Origin of the sequence: Dehalogenimonas sp. 4OHTPN, assembly GCF_040448695.1 — a bacterium.
Lineage (GTDB): Bacteria > Chloroflexota > Dehalococcoidia > Dehalococcoidales > Dehalococcoidaceae > Dehalogenimonas.
Map to the genome: position 1 here is coordinate 993,277 of NZ_CP159307.1, position 22,529 is coordinate 1,015,805.

Below are 22,529 nucleotides of genomic sequence, written 5' to 3' on the forward strand. Positions count from 1 at the left end.
CAGGGTGTCTGGGTGATTAGTTTTGGACGAGTGCCAGCCGTTATCCTGGCAAGGCATGTTTGTGCCAGAAAAGAGCGCCCCGATTCATCGGGGAACAAGGGTGGTACCGCGGTTAATCCCGTCCCTTATGGGCGGGATTTGGTTTTTATAAGGAGGCGCAATGTTTTTACCAGTAAGCAGCCGGGTTAGCTTTCCAGAAATCGAAGAAAAGATCCTGAAGCTTTGGACGGCTGGAGATATTTTCAAACGCTCGGTTGAAAGCCGGAACGGGCGGAAACGCTTTACCCTGTACGAAGGACCACCCACGGCTAACGGCAGACCCGGCATTCATCATGTCCTGTCGCGTGTTTTCAAAGACGTAATGCCGCGCTATAAAACCATGAAAGGGTATTATGCACCCCGCATCGGCGGATGGGATACACATGGACTGCCGGTGGAACTCGAGGTTGAGAAAGCTCTCGGTTTCAAGAGTAAGACCGACATTGAGAGTTTCGGCATCGCTGAATTCAACAAGAAGTGCCGGGAAAGCGTCTTCAAGTATGTCGAAGACTGGAAAGGATTGACCGAGCGCGTCGGCTACTGGGTCGATCTGGAGCATGCCTACATAACCATGAACAATGAGTATATCGAAACCGGGTGGTGGGTGGTAAAACAGTTGTGGGATAAGGGACTCGTTTATCAAGGGCATAAAGTTACCCCTCACTGTCCCCGCTGCGGTACATCGTTATCATCGCACGAAGTTGCCCTCGGGTATGAAGAGAACACCGAGGACCCGTCTGTCTACGTGAAATTTATAATCGAACCAGCCGGGATGGCCGGGCCTCTCGCCGCGTTCGCCGACAAGCCCTTCTCCCTGCTCGCTTGGACAACAACGCCCTGGACGCTGCCGGCTAACACCGCGCTGGCAGTCTGCGGTACCGCGGAGTACGCCGTCCTCGACATGGGGGATGAATACCTGGTTTTAGCAACGGAAAGACTTGAAGCAAACGGTCTTCATAATGCCCACCAGGCTGGGCGTATATCAGGCTGCAATCTGGTAGGGTTGCAATATCGACCATTGTTTGATCCATTTGACAATGGGGTGCCTGTCTATCGATTGGCCGCGACAGGCATGACGGCATCAGAGCCGGGTGAGATATTGTATCCGGTTATCACCACCGATTACGTGTCGATGGAAGACGGTACCGGAATCGTTCATACCGCTCCGGCATATGGCGAAGTGGACTATGAGTCAGGGGTCAGGCACGGGCTTTATTTTATTCATCATGTCGATCTACAGGGCAAGATAACCGGCTCTTATCCGGGCGCTGGAAAATTCGTGAAAGCGGCAGATCCGCTAATAACACGCGCCCTGAAAGACCGCCATCTGATTCAAAAGGATGAAAAGATCCACCATACTTACCCGTTCTGCTGGCGGTGCGCCACGCCCCTTCTGTATTTTGCCAAGCAAAGCTGGTATATCCGCACCACAGCGCGCAAGGCAGATTTGATTGAAAACAACGAGAGGATCAACTGGTACCCTGAGCATATCAAAAGGGGACGCTTTGGCGATTGGCTGCAGAACAACGTCGACTGGGCTTTTTCGAGAGAACGTTACTGGGGCACCCCTGTGCCGGTATGGCGCTGTGACAAATGCCAGGCTTCTGACTGCATCGGCGGTCTTGACGAACTCAGGTTTAAACCGGGATTCACCGGCTTTCCTGAGCCACTGGACCTGCACCGCCCGTTTGTTGACGACATAGCTTACGATTGTCAAAAATGCGGCGGCCGGATGCGTCGGGTGACGGATGTCATTGACTGCTGGTTTGACTCCGGCGCCATGCCGGTGGCGCAGCAGCATTACCCATTTGATCCTGAAAGCCGCTCCATTTTCAAGGACGGCCGATTCCCGGCTGACTTCATCTGCGAGGGCATTGACCAGACCCGCGGCTGGTTCTACAGCCTGCATGCCCTTTCGACCTTACTTTTTGGCCAGCCAAGTTTTAAGAACGTTATTTCCCTGGGGCTCATCCTTGATGAAAAAGGGGAGAAAATGAGCAAGACCCGGGGAAACGTCGTCCTCCCGGAGACGGTGATCAATAAACACGGCGCCGATGCGGTACGGTGGTATTTATTGACGGCTTCGCCGGCCGGAAATACCCGGCGTTTTTCAGAAAAACTGGTCGGCGAAGTTACCCGGTCGTTTATATCCACCTTGTGGAACACATACTCCTTCTTTGTCCTTTATGCCAACATCGATAACTTCAGCCCGGGGACTCAAAAGTACGGTATCGCCTCTGAATTGGACAGATGGATACTATCTGAACTGAACCAATTAATCACTGAAGTGACCGCCGACCTGGACGCCTATGACCCGGTTTCCGCCGGCCGCGCCATCGAGGCTTTTGTTGACTACCTGTCAAACTGGTATGTCCGGCGTTCAAGGCGGCGTTTCTGGAAGAGTGAGAGCGATGCAGACAAGCTGTCGGCTTACAACACCTTATATGAGTGCCTGGTTAAGCTTTCAAAGCTGGTAGCTCCTTTCATGCCGTTTCTTGCCGAAGAGATCTACCAGAACCTGATTGCCGGCAACGAGGCCGGAAAGTTTGACAGCGTTCATCTGTGCGATTATCCCGAGGCCGAAACGAATAGTATAGATAATGCCTTGTCCGGATCGATGCGCCTGGCAATGAAGGCTTCCAGTGTCGGGCGCGCCGCCAGGGCCCAGGCCGCCATTAAAGTGCGTCAACCCCTGACCGACGCGGTAATTGTCGGTTTGTCCCAAAATGAGCTTTCAGGACTCGAAAAACTGGCCGACGCGATCACTGAGGAACTTAACGTAAAGACCTTAAGATTCGCCAGCGACGCCGGGTTAATCAATACCGACGAGTATTCCACGGTTACCGACGGGCCGGTTACGGTGGGTATCAACAAGCGGCTTACGCCGGAACTCGTCGACGAGGGGTTAGTCCGGGAAATCACCCACCGCATTCAGGGTTTGCGTAAGACTGCCGGTTTCGATATCGCTGACACTATTTCCACCTTTTTCGAAACCGATAGCGAAACCGAGCGGGTGATGGAAGCCTGGAGCGGCTACGTCGCCAGAGAAACGCTCTCCCGGGAACTTGTCAAAGGCGTTCCGGATGATCCCGGAATAACTGCTGAAACATTCAAACTTGAAGGCCATGCCATAAAGCTGGGAGTGAGAAAAGTAACTTAAAAAGAGAGCGGGAGCCGGTCAAGACTCCCGCTCTCTTTTTTAACCGGATTATTTACCCCACCATACAGCGGGGGAGGTCCTTCAAGGCTTCTCTGACCAGAGATTCCGGGTATTCGTAGTCGGTAAGCTTGCCGGAAAGATAAGCATCGTAGGCGGCCATGTCGAAGTGGCCGTGGCCGGAATGGTTGAACAGGATAACTTTCTTTTCGCCCGTTTCGCGGCATTTTAACGCTTCATCGATCGCGGCGCGAATAGCGTGGTTGGTCTCCGGCGCGGAGATGAAACCCTCGGTTCGAGCGAATTGAAGGCCGGCCTCGAAGGTGGGCAGTTGATTGACAGCCTTGGCTTCAATCAGTCCAAGCTTGTAAAGGTGGCTGACGATAGGCGCCATGCCGTGGTAGCGCAAGCCGCCGGCATGAACCGGGGGCGGCATAAATTTATGACCCAGGGTATACATCTTGGCGATTGGCGCGATACCGGCAACATCGCCGTAGTCAAACTCGTAAAGCCCTTTTGTCAGGCTGGGGCAGGAAGACGGCTCTACCGCCACGATACGGGTCTTTTTAGCGGCGGTTAGGTTCTGGTGGACGAATGGCAAGGCCATGCCGCCAAAATTGGAGCCGCCGCCCACGCAGCCGATCACTACATCCGGATACTCTCCGGCGTGCTCCATTTGCTTGATGGCTTCCAGCCCGATTACCGTCTGGTGCATCAAAACGTGATTTAGCACGCTGCCCAGGGAATAATGGGTATCTGGCTTGGGCGCGGCATCTTCGACCGCCTCGGAAATGGCCAGCCCGAGGCTGCCCGGGTTGTTGGGGTCCGCCTCCAGGGCGGCGCGGCCCGAATTGGTATCCATGCTGGGGCTGGGTACGCATTTAGCCCCCCAGGTCTCCATCATCATGCGCCGGTAGGGTTTTTGCTGGTAGCTGACCTTGACCATATAGACTTTAAGATCCAGGCCAAACTGGCTGCAGGCAAAGGCTAATGAAGACCCCCATTGGCCGGCGCCAGTCTCGGTGGTCAGGCACTTGATGCCCTCTTTTTTATTGTAAAAAGCCTGGGGCACCGCGGTATTCGGCTTATGAGAGCCAGCCGGTGATGAACCTTCATATTTATAGAAGATCTTAGCCGGAGTTTGCAGCGCTTTTTCCAGGCGGCGAGCCCTGAACAGGTTAGTCGGCCGCCATGAGCGGTAGATATCAATGACCTCTCCGGGCACGTCGATATAACGCTCCCTGGAGACTTCCTGCATAATCAATTCCATAGGGAATAGGGGCGCCAGGTCAGGCGGGGTCAACGGCTGTTTGGTGCCCGGGTGGAGCACAGGCGGCAGCGGTACCGGAAGGTCAGCCTGGATATTGTACCAAGCGGTAGGCATCTCTTTTTCAGCGAGTAGATATTTGACCCGATCCATGGTTATAAACTCCTTTCAAATATATCCCGGGGATTACTGAGATTTGCGCTTTCCTTCAAAACATGGCGGCACCTCGTTAATGAAAATAAAAAACCCTCTGCCTTATTCAAGGGGCAGAGGGCTCTGCGGTGCCACCCTTATTAATCTCAGTCACCAGGACATAAGACTATCTCGTTGGGGGGTACGTCCCGGAACTTGGGATGATACCCTGGGATGATAACGCTTCCCTGGCGGCCGCTCCTACTCGTCACTAAACTTTAGGGCGGCAGCTCCCGGACCCATTCGATCCCCGCTCAGACACCGGTTTTCAGCTTCCCCGGCTCTCTGTGGTCTGGCAGGGGGATTTACTATTCCCGTTCACAGCCATTTGGCTATTCGATTGACCGAACTATATTCCAAATACCCCGTCTTGTCAAGACGACCGGTATTAATACTTTGGTCTTAAGTTGGCAGGCGGGTGGGTTTTTGATAGACTTCAATGCGAATCCGCCATCGAGGAACTGCATGAACTTAGTTGATTTCATCGCTGAGGCCGCCCGGCGCCACGGCCAGCGCACCGCTTTTAAGCTGGGCGACCGGCAGCTTTCATTTGAAAATCTGGACAAATTATCCAACGGTTTAGCCAGGAATTTGGTCAATTTGGGGATTAAGCCCGGTGACCGAGTCACCTTACTGCTTGAGAACAGCCCGGATTTTCCCATCTGCTACTTCGGCATCGCCAAAGCAGGGGCTATCGCCATCCCGCTGGATACAAAATATAAGATGCTGGAGATTAAGGCAGTCTTCGATCATTGCCGGCCTGCAGCCCTTATCGCCGAGACAGCCATTTTGAAGTCGCTTGGCGGCGGGTTTGCCCGCTTTGACTGCCTCAAAAATATCATCGTTACAGGCTGTACCGAAGGGCTGGCCTGCATACCCTACTCCTCGCTCATTGAAAGCTCCGATGATCCTCCGGAAGTCGCTAAGTATTCTGAACTGGCTCACATCGCCTACACCTCCGGCCCGACGCTGAGGCCGCACGGCGCCGAGATCACGCAGGAGCACCTGATCGAAGCAGCCGCCGGATCGGCAGCCGGATTCGCCCAGACCGAGGCTGACACCGTCATCCTGTTCGCTCTGCCGCTGCACCATACCATCGGCATCGCCGTGATTATGATGACCTCTCTCTGGGCCGGCAGCCGGGTGGTGATCGTCAACGGCGTATCTATGGATGCGGCGTTGTGCGCTATCGAAAAAGAAAGGGCGACCATGTTCCACGGCGTGCCTTTCATCCACGCTATGATGGTCAATCACCTCAAAACCAACGGGTTAAAGTACAATCTTGCGACGCTGCGGTTTTGCGGCAGCGCCGGCGCGCCGATACCGGTCAACGTCATCACCGATTTCGAAGAGTTGACCGGCAAGAATCTAGTGCAATACTACGGCCTGACCGAGTCTACCAGCCACGTTACCTGTCAGGAGGTTACCGGCTCCGGGCGGAGCGGCGGTGTCGGCAGGGCGATACCTGGTTTTTCGATTCGGGTCGTCAGGGATGACGGTAGCGACGCCGGTATCGGCGAACCGGGCGAGGTCATCATCAAAGGCCCGATAATGAGGGCTTACCACCAGCTGCCGGAATTGACCAGCGGCTACATCCGTTCCGGCTGGCTTTACACCGACGACATCGGTGTCATTGACAGGAACGGTGAGCTTTTTATCAAGGGCATCAAAAAGCCGATGCTTATCACCAAGGGGCAGAATATCTACTTCTCCGATATTTCTGACCTGCTTGTCACCCATCCCTCAATCACTGAGGCCGCCGTGGTCGGCATTCCCGATCCTGACGGAATGCGGGGCGAAGTAGTCCTGGCGGTGGTCAAGCTAAAAGACGGTGCCGATATGACCGAGCAGGAAGTCAAGAAGTACTGCCTGGAAAAACTGGCCAACTATAAATGTCCTAAAAAAGTGCTCTTCGTCGCTGAGATTCCCCGGAAGCCAGATGGTGAGTTGGACACTTTCGGGCTGCTCGATTAGACTTTAGGATACAAGAAACACACACCAGACAGTCTCCCGAGCAATGGCTGACTTGCATCTTTTGGTCATAGCCTTGTAGGGTATAATATGCTGGTGAAAGCCGAGGAGTTACTCGCCCGCGACGTGTTACGGCTGCGGCGGGCTATCTTCAAACAGCCGCCGCAGAAAGTTCAATCGCCAGCCTTCATCATTCTGGTTGGGTTGCCCGGCTCGGGCAAGAGCTTTTTTGCATGTAAACTTACCGAGCGCATCCCGGCGGTCGTCCTTGAAAGTGATTTCCTGCGCAAGTCGCTGGTACGGCGGCCGGTTTACTCCAGGTTAGAAAGTTATCGCCTGTTCCGCGCCATTCACGTAGTAGCACGTGAACTGCTTCTTGGAAAACATAATGTTGTTCTCGATGCCACCAATCTGTCTGAAGAGTCGCGTCAGCCGCTGTTCTCCATCGCCGCGGCTACCGGGGCGGAACCCATCGTCGTTTACCTGAGCACGCCTCGGGAGACTGCCCAGGCCAGATTGATTGATAGAATGTCACGGCGCGACGGCTACTCCGATGCCGACTGGGAGGTGTACCAGAAGCTTGAAGCCAGTTATGAGCCGATCAGAGAACCTCATCATGAAGTCAAAAATGCTATGGACATTTCCGCCGTTATTGATAGAATAATAGCGCAAACGAGCGGGAATAGTTAAAGGAGTCTCATGGAAATCAAACTTACCACCGGAGACATAAACAAAATCAAGGCTGACGCCGTAATTGTCGGCATATTCGAAGATGTCGAAGGCAGCGAACTCGAAAAAGACCTGGACAAAGCCCTCGCCGGGGCTGTGGCCGAGTTACGGAAGAAGAAAGAGATCAAGGGCAAGAACTCGGAACTCACCATCATCCACTCGCTGGGCAAGATCAACGCGGCCAAAGTTGCAATCCTCGGTCTAGGCAAGAAAAAAGACTTTGACACCGCCCGGCTGCGGTCGGCGGTCGCTGACGCCTGCCGTGGGTTGCAGCGCAAGAATAATGTCGATTTAGCTTTGGCGCTGCCAGACCTCAGTCTCAACGTCAGTGGCATCGGCCGGGTGACGGCTGAAGCGGCCTACCTTGGCAGCTACAGCTACCGCCGGCACCTGACTAAAGAAGCTGAATACGGCGATATCAAGTCCCTCGTTGTCCTTTCAGAGACGAAACTCGACAAAGATGAATTCGACAGGGGCGCTCGAAAAGGCGAGATTACCGCCCAGGCAATCAGGCTGGCGCGGGACATGGCTAATGAACCTTCCAATCACATGACGCCGGAGGATATGGCGGATATCGCCGAGAAAGTCGGCCGGGAATCCGGTGTCAAGGTAGAGGTTCTTGACAGGAAGGACATGGAAAAACTGGGCATGGGCGGTTTGCTTGGGGTTTCCCAGGCATCGTTCGAGAAGCATTCCCCCAAACTCATCATCATGCGATACAAGGGCGGCGACGGCGAGAGTTGGGATTTAGCCCTGGTAGGCAAAGGGCTCACCTTTGATACCGGCGGCATCTCCATCAAGCCGGCTGAAAAAATGGAAGATATGAAGTTTGACATGAGCGGCGGAGCGGCTGCCATCGCCGCCATGAGTGCCATAGGCAAGCTGAAATTGAAGCTCAACGTCATTGCCGCGGTGCCGGCTACGGAGAACATGCCCGGCGGCGGCGCTTATAAACCGGGCGATGTCCTCAAGATGTTTACCGGCAAGACAGTGGAGGTAATCACCACCGACGCAGAGGGACGTCTCATCCTGGCTGACGCCCTAGGCTATCTCGTTAAAGAAACTAAGCCTAAGGCTATCATCGACATGGCGACGCTCACGGGCGCCTGCGTCATCGCGCTGGGCGGCATCACCACCGCGGCCATCACTAACAACCAGCCGCTATGCGACAAGGTGATCAAAGCTGGCTCGATTGCGGGCGAAAGGATCTGGCAGCTGCCGGCTTACGACGAGTACAAAGAACAGTATAAGAGTGACTACGCGGACATCAAAAACGTCGGCGGCCGACCGGCTGGCACCATCACCGCCGGCTTGTTCCTCGGGGAATTTGTCGGTGAAACGCCCTGGGTGCATCTGGACATTGCCGGCACGGCTTATGGCGAGAAGGAGAAAGGACATCTGACCAAGGGCGGCAGCGGGGTGCCGGTGGCGACGCTTGTCCGCCTGACGGAGATGCTGGCAGGAGAGCAGGAGTCCTAGTCCTAAAGTCCGATTCGCCTTGACACGGTTTTAATCGTTATGATAATCTAACCCATCATGTTCCAAGGCAGGTTCGGCTATACCTTCTCCTTTACCCAGCGCACCAGGGTGCGCTTGGGTAGGTCGAATACGAACTAAAACTTAGAAGGCGAAAATTAAGACCACCTCCCAAGCGGGGGTGGTTCTTGTTTATGGGGGTTTTCCGTATTTGGAGCCGCAGACCATACCGGGCCTCATAAAGCGCAACGCGGAACAATGGCCGGGCAAGGCGGCCATGTGCTACAAGAACCTTGGCGTGTGGCATCGTTATACCTGGTCGGACTACTTCAACAAGGTCAAGCATTTTTCGTTAGGATTAATTAAGTTAGGTCTTAAGCCTGGCGACATTGTTGCCATCATCGGCGATAACGAGCCTGAGTGGTTCTGGGGAGAGTTCGCGGTCCAGGCCGCCGGGGCAATCCCAACCGGCATTTTTGTCGATGCGGTCCCAGATGAAGTGAAGTTCGTGGTGAACCATTCAGGAGCGCGGTTTGCCCTTGCCAACGACCAGGAGCAGGCTGATAAGTTTTTAGAGATTCGGGACGCCGCGCCGCAGCTGAAAAAAGTCATCTACTGGGATCCCAAGGGCTTGAAGAACTATGACGATCCGCTGCTCACCGGTTTCCGTGAAGTCGTCGAAATGGGTATGGAGTTTGAAAAAGAACACCCAGGCCTGTTCGAGGAAAACCTGAAAAAAATAAAGCCCGCCGACACCGCCTTCATCTACTATACCTCCGGCACCACCGGTACTCAGAAAGCCGCCATACTGACCCACAAAGCGCTAATCGCCACCGCCTCCGGCTTTGTCACCCGCTACCCGCTCGATCAAAAAAGCGACCTGATCTCCAACTTCCCGGCTGCTTGGGTCGGCGACAGTTTTTTCGCTACTATTCCCCATATCCTCTCCGGCGCCCGTCTAAACTTCCCGGAGGAGCCGGAAACCATCGCCTCGGATACGCGGGAGATAGGTCCACACTTTGCTATTTATGGACCGCGGCAGTGGGAAGGGATCGTCTCCGATATCCAGGTCAAAATGATGGACGCCCACCCGTTCAAACGATGGGCTTACAAAGCATTGCTCCCGGTAGGCTACAAAATGGCGGAAGCCAGGTTGTCTGGCGTGGAGCCTTCTGCGTTTTGGAAAGCGCTCGGGAAAGCGTCTGACGGCGTGATGTTCCGGCCGCTGAAAGATAGATTGGGTCTTTCGCGCGTCCGCTGGGCGGTCACCGGTTCATCGGTGCTGGCGCTTGACACTTTTAAGTTGATCCACGCCATCGGCATTGAACTAAGGCAGAACTATGCTTCAACCGAGGCAGGCTTTATCTCCTCCCATGGTCAGGGTGACATCGCCTTCGAGAGTGTTGGTCGGCCAGCCCTTAATACTGAGGTGCGGCTGACCGGTGAAGGTGAGCTATACGTCCGGTCTGACTGCATGTTCTCCGGTTATTACAAAGATGAAGGCAAGACAAAAGAAAGTTTCGCCCCGGGCGGCTGGTTCCGCACCGGCGACGCGGTTAATATCAACGAGGCCGGTCACATCATTTTCCTGGATCGATTGAAGGACATGGGAGAACTAAGGAGCGGGGTAAAGTTTGCCCCGCAATATATCGAAGGCCGCTTGAGGTTTTCGCCGTATATCAAAGACGCCATGGTTCTAGGTGACAAAGAGAAGGACTTCGCCGCGGCTATCATCAATATCGATTTCGCTATGGTCTCCAAATGGGCGCAAAATCACCATCTTAACTTCACTACCTATGTCGATCTGTCGCAGAGGAAAGAGATCGCGGATCTCGTGAATAAGGACGTGGCCAGAGTTAATAGTTTTCTACCGGAACACTCCCGAGTCAAGAAGTTCGTGATACTCCATAAGGAATTCGATCCCGATGAAGCGGAATTAACCCGCACCCGGAAACTCAGGCGCGGAGCCATGTACCAGCGCTACGCCGACCTGATCGAGGCGATGTACGGCGAGAACAAAGAGGTCAAGGTGGAGGCGCCGGTGACCTACCGTGACGGGCGAAAGGGCGTAGTGACCACTTCGATAAAGGTGAGGTCGCTCTAATGGCTGACCTGATGCAGTTTGTCCTCACCGGCATCACGGTGGGCCTGGTGTACTCGCTGATAGCCCTGGGCTTCACCTTCATCTGGAAATCCTCGTCTGTGGCCAATCTCGCCCTCGGGCAGATGGTGTTGCTCTTTTCCTGGATCGCCTACGGCACCATGGAGCAGGCCGGACTGCCGTTCTGGGCCGGACTACCGGTGACCATCGCCGCCGCGGCTGGTTTGGGCTGGGTGCTCGAGCGCGTTGTGCTGCGGCCGTTAATCGGTCAACCCATACTCTCACTCATTACCGTTACTCTTGGAATAGCCTTCCTGTTTGAAGGCCTGGTCGCTATGTTCTGGCCTATTTCCACCGCCGCAATGCCGGACTTCATCCCGGATGAGCCGGTACAGATACTTGGAGCGGTTGTCTCCCAGGAATACCTCTGGGCGGCCGGCATCGCCCTGGTACTCTTCATCCTGGTTAGCATCTTCTTCCGTTATCACAAAATGGGCGTGGCTATGCGGGCTACCGCCGACGACCAGATGGCGGTCTGGGCTTGCGGCATTCCGGTAACCAAAATATTCTCCGTTTCCTGGATGTTCGCCGGAGCGCTGGCGGCTATCGGCGGCGTGCTGATGAGTTCCATCGGCGGCATTACTCACGGCCTCGTCGAAACCGGGCTTAAATCGTTTTCCGTGGTCATTCTCGGCGGGCTGGACTCTTTCCTGGGGGCTATTGTCGCTGGCCCCATAATCGGGCTCGCGGAAAACCTCGGCGGCGGCTATTTGACTGAATTGACCTGGTCAGGTGTTAAAGATGTCATTCCGTTTATCATTATCGTAATCGTATTGTTCATTAAGCCTTATGGTTTGTTCGGTCAGGAACGCATCGAGAGGATATGAGGTTTTGTCAATCGTTTTGAAACGGCGGGACGTAATATGAGCGGCGGGCTGCCCTGCGGGACTCGGAACTTCAGCTATGCCGCCGATATGGCCATTTTCCGGACCAAGACCCATTGGGCTCTGCTGATTATCGGACTCATTGTGCTGTTTACCGCGCCGTTGTACCTGTCAGTCTATTGGCTGGGCGTGGTCAATCTCATCGGCATCACCATCATCGCCGCCACCGGCCTCAACCTCCTCACCGGTTATTGCGGCCAACTCTCGGTGGGCCACGCCGGCTTCATCGCGGTGGGCGCCTTCACCTCAGCGGTACTGACCTCCCGCCTGGAATTGCCTTTTCTGGTCGCCTTGCCTGCCGCGGGGCTGCTGGCAGGCGGCATCGGTATTATATTCGGCGTCGCATCCCTGAGGGTCAAGGGTTTTTATCTGGCGATATCAACCATCGCCGCCCAGATCATCATCATTTGGGTGATAAATCACCTAAGTATCACCGGCGGTTTCCTGGGTATGAGCGTGCCGCGAGCCGAAATCTTCGGGATCACTTTCCGATCGCCCCAAAGCCTTTTTTTTCTGATCATGATTGCTGCGGTTATAGTAATCTTTTTCGCCAAGAACCTGGCGCGAACGCGCATTGGCCGGGCCTTCGTGGCGGTGCGGGACAATGATCTGGCCGCTGAAGTCATGGGTATCAACCTTTTCCGCTATAAACTTGTCGCCTTTTTCATCGGCTGCTTTTTAGCCGGTATCGCCGGCTCGCTGACTGCTCACTGGATTGGATTTGTGTCCACTGAGCATTTCTCGATCACCGACTCCATTTTGTATGTAGGCATGATCATTATCGGCGGGGCCGGTACAACACTCGGCCCGATACTGGGTGCCGTTGCCATCCGCTTGTTGCAGCAGGGCGTGACCTATATTTCTACACCTTTAGCTGGTATCGACTGGTTGCCGCCCGGCTTCACTGCAGGTTTGGCACCTTTTACCTTCGGCCTGGTTATCGTGCTTTTCCTGGTACTTGAACCGCGGGGATTGGCCCATCGCTGGAATCTCTTCAAAGCCTCCTACCGGCTATGGCCTTTTTCATACTGACGGTAGGGGAGGATAGGTATATGTGAGGCGCAAAAAGAGGTATTCGGGGAAAATTTACGGAGGGATGAGATGAAAGGAAACAGTTTAGCTCGTAAACTCTCGGTCATTTTATTGACGATTATTGTAGCCGGTCTGCCGGTACTGGCGGCCGGTTGCGGCGATGACAACGGCGGCGGTCAAACAACCGCTCCTACCAGTACTGTCAAACAGCCGCTGAAGATCGGCATCATGTACCCTCAAACGGGCGTTGCGGCGGCCAAAGGCCAGCCCATGGCTGCCGGCGTTCTGGATGCCATCAAGTATATCAACGAGGAAAAGGGCGGGGTTCTCGGGCACCAGATTGAAGTCATCTCCCGCGATAACGGTTATGACGCGGCTAAAGCAACCACCATAATCAACGAATTCATTTCCAGCAAAGCCCTGATGTTTACCACCCAGGCTTCGGCAATGATGTCAGTGGTGATGGGTATCGCCAATGAAGCGAGTCTGCCAGGTTTCACTGTTTTCTCCGCCCCGTCGATCACTCAACCGGCCAAACACATTTACGCCCAGATGCCTGACTACGGGGACGGCTGGGCGATCTTTGCGGACTACTATATAAAGAACGTTTGGAAGGGCACCGGAAAGCCTAAAATGGCGCTGATGCTCCTCAATAATTCTACCGGGTATGGCGCTAAAGACGCCGCCGACAAACTGGCGGCCACCATGGGTATTGAAATTGTTGCCATCGAGGAGCATACCTCGACAACGGCCAACGAAATCGAAGCCCTCACCCGCATCGCCGCCAAGAACCCGGATGTGATCTTTATCTCCAGCACGCCGCAGCCCACTTCCATAATCGTCAAAGGTATCCGCGACATTCAAGCGACCGGAAAATTTGCCGGATTAACCATCGGCTGCGGTCACGCTTCCTACACCAGCCAACTGGTTGACCTGGCCGGCGCCGCTAAAGTCGAGGGCGTCTACGGCGTCTTCCCCACCGTGAGCTGGGGCGAGAACGTTGCCGGAATGGCCAAGATGACAGAGTACGTCAACAAATATCACCCGGACTTCAAAAACAACATGGACTATATCACCGCCTGGGCCGAGGGGCTTTTAATCGCCAAAATCCTGGAAACTGCCATTCAGAATACCCCCGGCGGGGCGGCCAACCTGACCCCTGCCAATGTGGAGAAGTACGGTTTCCAGATGTTAAACTACGACGTTGAGGGGTTGCACGGCCCGGTAAAGTATACTGCCGGCGACAACCGCCTCTCCAAAGGCATGCGTGTTTTCCAGGTCAAGAGCGGCGTCATCACCGCTGTTTCCAACTGGATCAATGCCGCCTACATCGACTACGGGTTAAAATAGATTTACATCGGCGGTGGGGGCACAAGCCCCCACCGCCGAAAGGCAACAATGCTCAAGCTCAACAACATCGAGGTCGCTTACCTCAACGTCATCCGTGTGCTGCACGGCGTGTCGCTGTCGGTACCGGATGGCCAAATCGTAACCCTCTTGGGGGCTAACGGCGCCGGCAAGACGACGACCCTGAAGGCTATCTCCGGCCTGCTGCACGTGGAAGAGGGCGAAGTCACCGACGGCAACATAGAATGGAACGGTGAGCGCATTGACAAGAAAAACGCCGAATATATCGGGCGGCTGGGCATCGTCCAGGCGCTGGAAGGCCGCCGCGTTTTTGAGCATCTTACCGCCGAGGAGAATTTGCTGGTGGGTGCCTTCCACCGCAAGGACCGCAAAGAAATTAAGAACGATCTAGATATGGTCTACAATTACTTCTCGCGTCTCCGCAATCTGCGCAACAACACCGCCGGCTACCTCTCCGGCGGTGAGCAGCAGATGGTGGTCATCGGGCGGGCGATGATGGCGCGCCCCAAACTTATGATGCTGGACGAACCTTCTTTGGGCCTGGCGCCTTTGATGGTGGACGAGATATATTCCATCATCCGCCGGTTCAATGAAGAACAGCAGACGTCGGTGCTCCTCGTCGAGCAGAACGTCCGCATAGCCCTATCCATCGCCCATTACGGATACGTCATGGAAAACGGGCGGGTAGTGCTGGACGGCACTGCGGACTTTCTTAAAAACAACGAGGATGTTAAGGAGTTCTATATGGGCCTGTCGGCGGTGGGCAAGCGTAAGAGCTACCGCGACGTCAAACACTATAAGCGGCGCAAACGCTGGCTGTAAATTAGAAAAACAAGAATGACAGCAATAAATAAAGACCTGCATTACGATGAATTGGAATCAATGGCCGCGTCTGAAAGACAGGCGTATCTCGATGCCCGGCTGGTGAAGGCCGTGGCTCGCGCCTACCGGGGCGCCCCCGGAGTTCGGGAGATGCTGAACCAGGCAGGGGTTAGGCCGTCGCAAATTAAAACCGCGTCCGACCTGGAAAAACTGCCGATAACCCGCAAGACCGATCTCATCGAAAAACAAAAACAAAATCGGCCGTACGGCGGCTATTACATCGGTCAGCTCGATGAGATCGAGCGCGTCTTTATCTCACCGGGGCCTGTTTACGAACCCCTTCATTCCTCGCGTATAAAGTGGTTCGCCAGGAGCTTTTGGGCGGCTGGCTTTTGCCGTGGTGACGTGGCTATCAATACCTTCACCTACCACCTGTCACCCGCGGGCACCCTTTTCGGCGAGGCCTTGCGGCACTGCGGCGCCACCGTAGTCGTCGCCGGCGCCGGCAATACAGAAATCCACTTGAGGACAATGAAAGACCTCGGCGTGACCGGATTCGTCGGTACCCCCAGCTACTTGATGAGCTTAATCAATAAAATCGAAGAAACCGGCGGAAATTTCAAGAAGGACTTCAAGGTCAACAAAGCCTGGTTTACCGGCGAGATGCTGTCCCCTTCGGTGCGCCGCATTCTGGAACAAGACTATTGCGTGGATACTCGCCAGGCTTACGCGGTGACCGAACCCGGAGGGGCGCTGGCATACGAATGCTCTCAGAAATCAGGGCTGCACTTAATGGACGACTATTTGATCGAGATAGTTGATCCAGCCACCGGTAAACAAATGCTTCCGGGTGATGTGGGTGAAGTGGTAGTGACACCTTTACATAATCCGCACTGGGGCCTCCTGCGTTTTGGTACGGGAGATCTGTCGCGACTGCTCATGGATCAATGCGCCTGCGGGCGTACGGCGCCCAAACTTGCCGGTTTGCTGGGACGCACCGGCGAGGCGGTCAAGGTGCGAGGCATGTTCGTCGTGCCCAAACAGGCTGAAGCTGCTTTATCGCGTATAGGCCAGGACGGCAAATTCCAGATTATTGTCAGACGGGAAGGCAATCGTGACGTGCTGACTCTCAAACTGGAAGTAAAACCCAGCGCTGGTCACTCCGGCGAACCGCGTCAGGGCATTGAAGAGGCTTTCCAAAACGCATGCGTAGTGAAACTGGATCATTTGGAATTGGCCTCACCCGGGTCCATTCCAGCGGATGCTAAAACCGTCGTTGATGAACGGAAGTGGGATTAGAATGACCGGACCTGCCGAAAAGACTGCACCGGAAACTGGCAATTTAATAGAGAAACCGGTCAAAGTCAGCCTGAAAAACCTGACGCTGTCTTTCGGCGGCATTACCGCTTTGAAGGATGTGTCGGTAGATATTCGGGACAACGAGATACTGGCCATTATCGGACCCAACGGCGCTGGCAAGACCTGTCTCCTGAACTGTCTCAACGGCTTTTACAAGCCCCAAAAAGGGCAGATACTTTTCGAAGGCAAGAACATCACCCGCATCCGGCCGGACAAGGCGGCGCAGATGGGGTTGGCCCGTACTTTTCAGAACATCGAACTGTTCTCCGGTCTGACCACGCTGGAAAACGCCATGGCAGCCCGCCACGTCTTCATGAAACAGAATTTGCTGACCGGAGGGGTATACTTCGGTCCGGCTCACGCTGAAGAGATCCGCCACCGGCGCATTGTCGAAGATATCATTGATTTCCTGGAGATCGAGGCTGTCCGCCATCATGTGGTAGCCACGCTGCCGTACGGAATGAGGAAGCGCATCGAACTCGCCCGCGCCCTGGCTCTGGAACCAAAGGTGTTGCTACTGGATGAACCCATGGCCGGCATGAATACCGAAGAAAAAGAGGACATCGCCCGCTTTATTGTCGACATCTTCGAGGGGCAGGGCGAGACTTATCCCGATACCCCGGTCCTCCGCGACGGCGTGCGCGCTATCGTCCTTATCGAGCACGACATGGGCGTGGTCATGGATTTGGCTGATCGCATCGTGGTGCTGGATTTTGGGCGTAAGATCGCTGAGGGGACGCCTGAAGAAATCCGGAACAATCCGCAGGTGATCTCGGCTTATCTGGGAGAGAGCGCTAAAAGATAGGCTATTGCCAGGACCTACGGTCCAGGCAGCTCTTCAGCCATAATTCTATCGCGGTAATCGGTCACCTGCCGGCAGAGCGGGCCGCCGCATTCGGGCATAATGCCTGTTTTCCTGGTTCTTTTTTTGGCCCCAGCTTGTGTCCCGGCGTCGGCGCTGAATCTGGGGTAGCTGGCACAGCGGGCTGAGCCGTCCGGGTAGACCATTATGGTGATCTCTTCTCCCACGGCGTCGCATTTAACAGTGGTGGCAGTTACCTGCCAGTCTGGCTGGGGCATGGCTCGCATTATATCACACCGACGTTTGCCGTTGGAATGTTCTTGAGAGCTAACGTTTACTGGGCAGAAGCGTTATAGATAATGAAAACACTTTCATAACTGGCTATGGAAAAGGCTGTGAAACGTACCGGATCAAACTTTCAACAAGCAGTCACTGCGCCGATGGCGGACTTTGAAAATAGCGTGTCAACCCTGATCGGCGGGCTGCTGGCGTTTGGTCTGGCGGTCGGCGGTTACACTTTGGGATATGTCTCCCCGACAGTACAATGGATCTGCACTGGTATGCTTGGATTGCTGGGCTCGATTCTTCTAGGCTCGGGGTTGCGGGGGATTCTTAAGAGCAGGCGCTAGATTGGCTCCTTGCCTTCAACCAGCGGAATGCCGGTACCCGTCGCTCGGGCTATGACCTTTCCATATGAGGTGGCAACCCGGATTTCAGCCATCACAGCGCGCTTGCCGGCTTTGATTACTTGGCACTCTGCCTCAAGTTCGTCGCCTGGTTCACACGGATTCAGGAAGTGGGTATTGAACTGAGCAGCGACGGTTGGATGTTTGACGGAATTAACCGCGTAGCCGAAAGCGGAATCAGCCAGCGTCATGATGATTCCGCCGTGTATGGTGCCGACAAAATTACAGAATTCGGGCTTGACTCGCAGCCGCACCCGGGCGAATCCCTCGGAAATTTCAACTAGCTCGATTCCCAGCAGCCGCCAGGCCGGTTCCGCTGCGGCCGCCTGACGCATCAGCTGGATGTTTTCTTGACTCACGAACCAGCGCCTTGTTCCAGAATCCGGTAAACAGCCCTAATATCCAGCGAATTCCGAACCAGGTCGGCCAGAGCGTCATAGTGTTTCTCTTTATCTAGCGGCGCGTCGTAGGTACGCTCTGGAATTCCTTTGCGCCGCCGCAGATTGTTGAGCAATCCCCGGCGGAAACCATGACTCTGAAAAATGCCGTGAATATAGCTGCCGATAACCGTGCCGCTTTCATTGATACTCCCGTCTGCATAGTCGGCCGGACCTTTTTGGGTCTGAGTGATTTGAAACGGCCGGTGACAGCTCTCGGTGCGGCCCATATGGATTTCATACCCGTATATTGCCTCTCCCTTGAGGCCGGCCAGCAATCCGCGATCCTCGGTGATGACACCTTTGACCTGGGTGGTCGCCTTTTCGCGGGCAAAAGTTGTCTCCGCTTCCATCAGCCCCAGGCCTTCAACCGTGTCCCGGTCGGATTCAACGTGGTCCGGGTCATGAATCAGGCGCCCTAGCATTTGATAGCCGCCGCAAGCTCCGAAGACCGGCGTACCAGCCCTGGCTTTCCGGACAACAGCGCCGGCGACACCGGATTGAGTAATCGCCAGTAGATCGGGCACCGTGGTTTTTGAACCCGGGATAATTATCAGATCGGGATCGCCTAACTCCTCCGGACGGCTTATATAACGCAAGTTGGCGCCGTCTTCTTCGAGCGGATCGAAGTCGTCGTAATTGGATATCCGGGGGCTGCGGATGACCGCGATTTCCAGGTCGGCGTTGGATTGGCGGTTGCGCCGCTCATCGAGATATACAGAGTCCTCCTGTGCCAGCAAAATGTCACGGTAGTAAGGCACCACCCCCAGGACCGGTAAGCCTGTACGCTTCTCAAGGAAATCATTGGCGTCTTTAATCAGGCTGACATCGCCGCGGAATTTGTTGATGATGAAGCCCTTGACCAGTTTGCGTTCATCTTCATCGAGGAGTTCCAGCGTTCCGACAAGGAAGGCATAGACGCCGCCGCGGTCGATGTCGCCGCACAGCAGCACCGGAGCCTCGGCCAGCTTGGCGATGCGCATGTTGGCAATCTCACGAGGTTTGAGGTTGATTTCCGCCGGTGAGCCGGCTCCTTCGATAACCACGATATCGTATTTTTGTCTCAGGTAATTCAGGGATTCTTCTACTTTTTCCAGCAGGAAAGAAGTGTGCTGGTAATAATCCTTGGCTGAGGTAGTTTGATAGACCTTGCCGTGAAGCACGATCTGTGACCTTGAGTTAGCCTCAGGTTTAAGGAGCACCGGATTCATATGTATGCTGGGGGCGATGCCGGAAGCCTCGGCCTGCATCGCCTGAGCGCGGCCGATCTCGCCTCCTTCCGGGGTCACAAAAGCGTTCAGCGCCATATTTTGCGATTTGAAGGGAGCCACGCGGTAGCCGTCCTGTTTGAAGATCCGGCACAGCGCGGCGACCAGGACGCTTTTACCGACATTGGACGAGGTACCCTGTACCATGATGACTTTGGCGCGGTTGATCGATGCGTTCGTTTCCATGTCAGGTATTATAACAACTGGATTGTTTCTGGGCTATCTGAAACGCCCGTCTTCGGGTTTGCTTTACAAAGCGGCACCCCGAAGTTAAAATATCTTCGTTCATGCGGGTGTAACTCAGTTGGTAGAGTGCCTGCCTTCCAAGTAGGTTGTCGCGGGTTCGAGTCCCGTCACCCGCTCAGTACATTGTATTGTGACCAGTGAATATTGCCGCTAAAGGCTGGCGTTTTCCGTTTACCCAGTTCCCCATTTTTTCAGGGGCGTTCGTGGCGTGTGTATTAAGTACAGGCGTGGCTTGATTGGATAATTACGCTCTTTTCCTTCTTGACGAGACTGGCTTTATAGAGTGCAACCAGAAAGCCGAAGAACTCTTCGGGGCAGTCCGGGAAGAGCTTATCGGCCGCACCCCCAGCGATTATTCGCCTCAAAGGCAGCCTGACGGACGACTGTCTCGGGACAAAGCCCAGGAGAAAATACGCGCCGCTATGGACGGCGCTCCCCAATTGTTTGAGTGGAAGCATCTCAAAGCCGATGGCGCGTGCATTGACACCGAGATCAGTCTGAATCGCATCGGGGACGGCGACCGGCGGATAGTCATGGCGATTGTCCGGGATATCAGCGATTTGAAAAGAGCCGAAGAGTCACGTCTTGAATCGGAGCAGATGTTCCGTTCCATCGTTGAGAACTCCCATTCCGGCATTTTTACAGTTGATGAAGCATTTACCATCACCTACGCCAATGATATGGTCAGCTTATTGCTCGGACTTCCTAATGACCGGATAGTCGGACGTGATTTCCGGGAGTTTCTCGATGAAGAGAGCGCAAATCTCGTGGTTGACAACTACCTGCGCCGCCAGCGGGGTGAAAGCTTGCCTGCAAGATATGAATTCAATATCGTCACCGCATCCGGTGACAGACGCCGGGTCGAAATCAGTTCGAACATGATCCGCGATACCGCCGGCCGCCTGAAGACCGTGGGTCAGGTCCTGGATGTGACCGACCGTCACCGCGCTGAGGATGCTCTCAAGCGGGCGCAGGAAGACCTGGAATCAAGAGTAATCATACGTACCCGCGAGCTCCAGCACGCTAATGCCCGTCTGGAAGCCGAGATTTCCAGGCGAGAGCAAATTGAACAGGCTCTGCGGCGGAAAGAACTTAAATACCGGCACCTGGTGGATAGCGGGAATGCTATTATCCTGGAACTGGATACCGCGGGCCGGATAATTTTCTTCAACCATTTCGCCGAACGCTTTTTTGGATACACTGAATCCGAAGTCATCGGCAAGAGCGTTGTCGGCACGATCGTACCGGCTAAGGATTCAGCTGACGCCGATCTTGAAGCCATGATCCGTGACATCATCCATCGGCCTGAAGACTACCGTCTCAATGAAAACGAAAATATGAAGAAAAATGGCGACCGGGTTTGGGTGGTATGGACCAATCAGCCTGTTTATGATGAAGCCGGGAATCTAAAGGAAATACTTTGCCTGGGCATCGACAGGACAGAACAAAAAAAGATTGAAGATACCCTGGCAGTTCAAACGCGGCTGCAAGCCGCCATGGAGGAACGGGCCAGATTGGCACGCGACTTGCATGATGCCGTAAGCCAGACCCTTTTTTCGACCAGTATCATCGCCGAGGTGTTGCCCCGAATCTGGGACAGAAACCCGGATGAAGGTTTTCGCCGGCTTGAAGAGGTACGGCAGCTGACCCGAGGCGCCCTGGCTGAGATGAGGACGCTGCTCTTCGAGCTTCGCCCGGCGGCTTTAGCCGAAGCAGAATTGCCCCAACTCCTGACCCAACTCGGCGAATCGGTGACCGGCAGGGCGAGATTGCCGGTCAATGTCTCTGTAACGGGCGGCTGCGAGCTGCCGCCCGAGGTGAAAATCGCCCTCTACCGCATCGCCCAGGAAGCCCTCAATAACGTCGTCAAACATTCGGGCGCGACGCTGGCTGAAGTCACGTTGTGCTGCCAGGGCAGCGGCATCGCCCTGTCCGTAACTGATAACGGGAACGGTTTTGACGCCGCAGCCGAACCCCAGGGCCGTTTAGGCTTAAGCATCATGAAAGAACGCGCCGCGAATGTAAACGCCGGGATTACCATTGATAGTTCTCCCGGGAAAGGCACCGAGGTTACGGTGACCTGGCCGATGAACACCCTGGATAACCCGTCCGGTGACCCTCACAAAAACAACTAAAACTATCCTTTTGGCTAGGGTAAATCCCTCCATTCGCCCGATGCCGCCATGCCGGCTTTGGGGTATCATAATGGTAAGGCCTACTGTTACCTGAAAGGCAGCTGCATGCATTTTGTGATCGCTGACCGACAGCATAGCACCAGGTCCGCGTTGAAGCTGTTTCTGGGACAATACCCGGGGCTGGAATTTACCGGCGAATCCGGAGACATTGAAGGGACTATCAAACTCTCCGCGCAGCCGGGTGTCGGTTTGGTTCTGGTCGAATGGGAAATACTTGGACCCAACCAGAAGGAAAGCATCGCCAAAATTAAAGTTCCCCGGAATCCGGCGGTGTTGGTTCTTGGCTGTTGCCTGCAGCGCAGCCTGCCGCTTGAAGCCGGCGCCGATTTCTATATTTCCAAGACGGATAAGCCGGACCGGCTGGCCTCAGTAATCCACCAGATTCAATCACAAGCCAGGCAATAGGTTTAATCCGGTCCGGTTACGCCATGTGCGCTG

The 22,529-nt window shown here is 54.8% G+C and carries 18 protein-coding genes, 1 tRNA gene and 2 other annotated features (1 of these 21 running past the window's edge); of the genes, 15 read left to right on the plus strand and 4 right to left on the minus strand.

The window, feature by feature from the left end:
* Window positions 1–129, plus strand: a binding site (T-box leader) (it extends 115 nt beyond the left edge of the window).
* A gap of 31 nt (window positions 130–160) precedes the next feature.
* Window positions 161–3,199 carry an isoleucine--tRNA ligase gene (gene ileS, locus ABV300_RS05185; protein ID WP_353713843.1) on the plus strand — a complete coding sequence of 1,013 codons (3,039 nt, stop codon included), beginning with the start codon at window positions 161–163 and terminating at the stop codon, window positions 3,197–3,199.
* A 52-nt stretch (window positions 3,200–3,251) separates the two neighbouring features.
* Here ileS and ABV300_RS05190 read toward each other — a convergent pair whose 3' ends face one another.
* Window positions 3,252–4,616 (minus strand): TrpB-like pyridoxal phosphate-dependent enzyme, encoded by a 1,365-nt coding sequence (locus ABV300_RS05190; RefSeq protein ID WP_353713844.1) that lies wholly within the window; start codon window positions 4,614–4,616, stop codon window positions 3,252–3,254.
* 106 nt (window positions 4,617–4,722) lie between these two features.
* Window positions 4,723–4,986 (minus strand) — a binding site (T-box leader).
* 134 nt (window positions 4,987–5,120) lie between these two features.
* Between ABV300_RS05190 and ABV300_RS05195 the strand changes: the two genes are divergently transcribed.
* The 10 genes from ABV300_RS05195 (at window position 5,121) to ABV300_RS05240 (ending at window position 17,262) form a co-directional block, all read left to right on the plus strand.
* Entirely contained in the window at window positions 5,121–6,629 is a 1,509-nt protein-coding gene (locus tag ABV300_RS05195) for an AMP-binding protein (RefSeq protein ID WP_353713845.1), read from the plus strand.
* 87 nt (window positions 6,630–6,716) lie between these two features.
* The gene (locus ABV300_RS05200; protein ID WP_353713846.1) at window positions 6,717–7,316 is read left to right on the plus strand and encodes an ATP-binding protein; all 600 of its coding nucleotides are present in this window, start codon (window positions 6,717–6,719) and stop codon (window positions 7,314–7,316) included.
* A 9-nt stretch (window positions 7,317–7,325) separates the two neighbouring features.
* Window positions 7,326–8,834 (plus strand): leucyl aminopeptidase, encoded by a 1,509-nt coding sequence (locus ABV300_RS05205; protein WP_353713847.1) that lies wholly within the window; start codon window positions 7,326–7,328, stop codon window positions 8,832–8,834.
* 178 nt (window positions 8,835–9,012) lie between these two features.
* Window positions 9,013–10,935 carry an AMP-binding protein gene (locus ABV300_RS05210; RefSeq protein WP_353713848.1) on the plus strand — a complete coding sequence of 641 codons (1,923 nt, stop codon included), beginning with the start codon at window positions 9,013–9,015 and terminating at the stop codon, window positions 10,933–10,935.
* On the plus strand, window positions 10,935–11,819 hold the full coding sequence (locus ABV300_RS05215) for a branched-chain amino acid ABC transporter permease (RefSeq protein ID WP_353713849.1): 885 nt from the start codon (window positions 10,935–10,937) through the stop codon (window positions 11,817–11,819). Before ABV300_RS05210 ends, ABV300_RS05215 begins: the two co-directional genes overlap by 1 nt.
* A 36-nt stretch (window positions 11,820–11,855) precedes the next feature.
* Window positions 11,856–12,908 (plus strand): branched-chain amino acid ABC transporter permease, encoded by a 1,053-nt coding sequence (locus tag ABV300_RS05220; protein WP_353713850.1) that lies wholly within the window; start codon window positions 11,856–11,858, stop codon window positions 12,906–12,908.
* Between the two features lie 69 nt (window positions 12,909–12,977).
* Complete coding sequence (locus ABV300_RS05225; protein WP_353713851.1) at window positions 12,978–14,258, plus strand: ABC transporter substrate-binding protein; 1,281 nt, start codon at window positions 12,978–12,980, stop codon at window positions 14,256–14,258.
* 48 nt (window positions 14,259–14,306) lie between these two features.
* Window positions 14,307–15,098, plus strand: a complete 792-nt coding sequence (locus tag ABV300_RS05230) for an ABC transporter ATP-binding protein (RefSeq protein WP_353713852.1) — start codon at window positions 14,307–14,309, stop codon at window positions 15,096–15,098.
* 15 nt (window positions 15,099–15,113) lie between these two features.
* Window positions 15,114–16,397, plus strand: coding sequence for an AMP-binding protein (locus tag ABV300_RS05235; RefSeq protein ID WP_353713853.1), 1,284 nt, complete (start codon window positions 15,114–15,116; stop codon window positions 16,395–16,397).
* Between the two features lies 1 nt (window position 16,398).
* The gene (locus ABV300_RS05240) at window positions 16,399–17,262 is read left to right on the plus strand and encodes an ABC transporter ATP-binding protein (protein ID WP_353713854.1); all 864 of its coding nucleotides are present in this window, start codon (window positions 16,399–16,401) and stop codon (window positions 17,260–17,262) included.
* Window positions 17,263–17,276: 14 nt separating this feature from the next.
* Here the strand turns inward: ABV300_RS05240 and ABV300_RS05245 are convergent, their stop codons facing one another.
* Window positions 17,277–17,546, minus strand: coding sequence for a hypothetical protein (locus ABV300_RS05245; RefSeq protein WP_353713855.1), 270 nt, complete (start codon window positions 17,544–17,546; stop codon window positions 17,277–17,279).
* A 174-nt stretch (window positions 17,547–17,720) separates the two neighbouring features.
* Between ABV300_RS05245 and ABV300_RS05250 the strand changes: the two genes are divergently transcribed.
* Complete coding sequence (locus ABV300_RS05250; protein WP_353713856.1) at window positions 17,721–17,888, plus strand: hypothetical protein; 168 nt, start codon at window positions 17,721–17,723, stop codon at window positions 17,886–17,888.
* On the opposite strand, the gene ABV300_RS05255 is transcribed toward ABV300_RS05250, so the two are convergent.
* Window positions 17,885–18,304: a PaaI family thioesterase gene (locus ABV300_RS05255; protein ID WP_353713857.1), complete on the minus strand. Its 420-nt coding sequence runs from the start codon at window positions 18,302–18,304 to the stop codon at window positions 17,885–17,887. The genes ABV300_RS05250 and ABV300_RS05255 overlap by 4 nt on opposite strands.
* Window positions 18,301–19,836 (minus strand): cobyric acid synthase, encoded by a 1,536-nt coding sequence (locus ABV300_RS05260; RefSeq protein WP_353713858.1) that lies wholly within the window; start codon window positions 19,834–19,836, stop codon window positions 18,301–18,303. Before ABV300_RS05260 ends, ABV300_RS05255 begins: the two co-directional genes overlap by 4 nt.
* A gap of 103 nt (window positions 19,837–19,939) precedes the next feature.
* Between ABV300_RS05260 and ABV300_RS05265 the strand changes: the two genes are divergently transcribed.
* The 3 genes from ABV300_RS05265 (at window position 19,940) to ABV300_RS05275 (ending at window position 22,496) form a co-directional block, all read left to right on the plus strand.
* Window positions 19,940–20,012 (plus strand) — tRNA-Gly (locus ABV300_RS05265).
* A 120-nt stretch (window positions 20,013–20,132) separates the two neighbouring features.
* A complete protein-coding gene (locus ABV300_RS05270) occupies window positions 20,133–22,031 on the plus strand; it encodes a PAS domain S-box protein (protein ID WP_353713859.1) in 1,899 nt (632 codons plus the stop codon).
* A gap of 105 nt (window positions 22,032–22,136) precedes the next feature.
* On the plus strand, window positions 22,137–22,496 hold the full coding sequence (locus ABV300_RS05275; RefSeq protein WP_353713860.1) for a hypothetical protein: 360 nt from the start codon (window positions 22,137–22,139) through the stop codon (window positions 22,494–22,496).
* The last annotated feature ends 33 nt before the right edge of the window (window positions 22,497–22,529 follow it).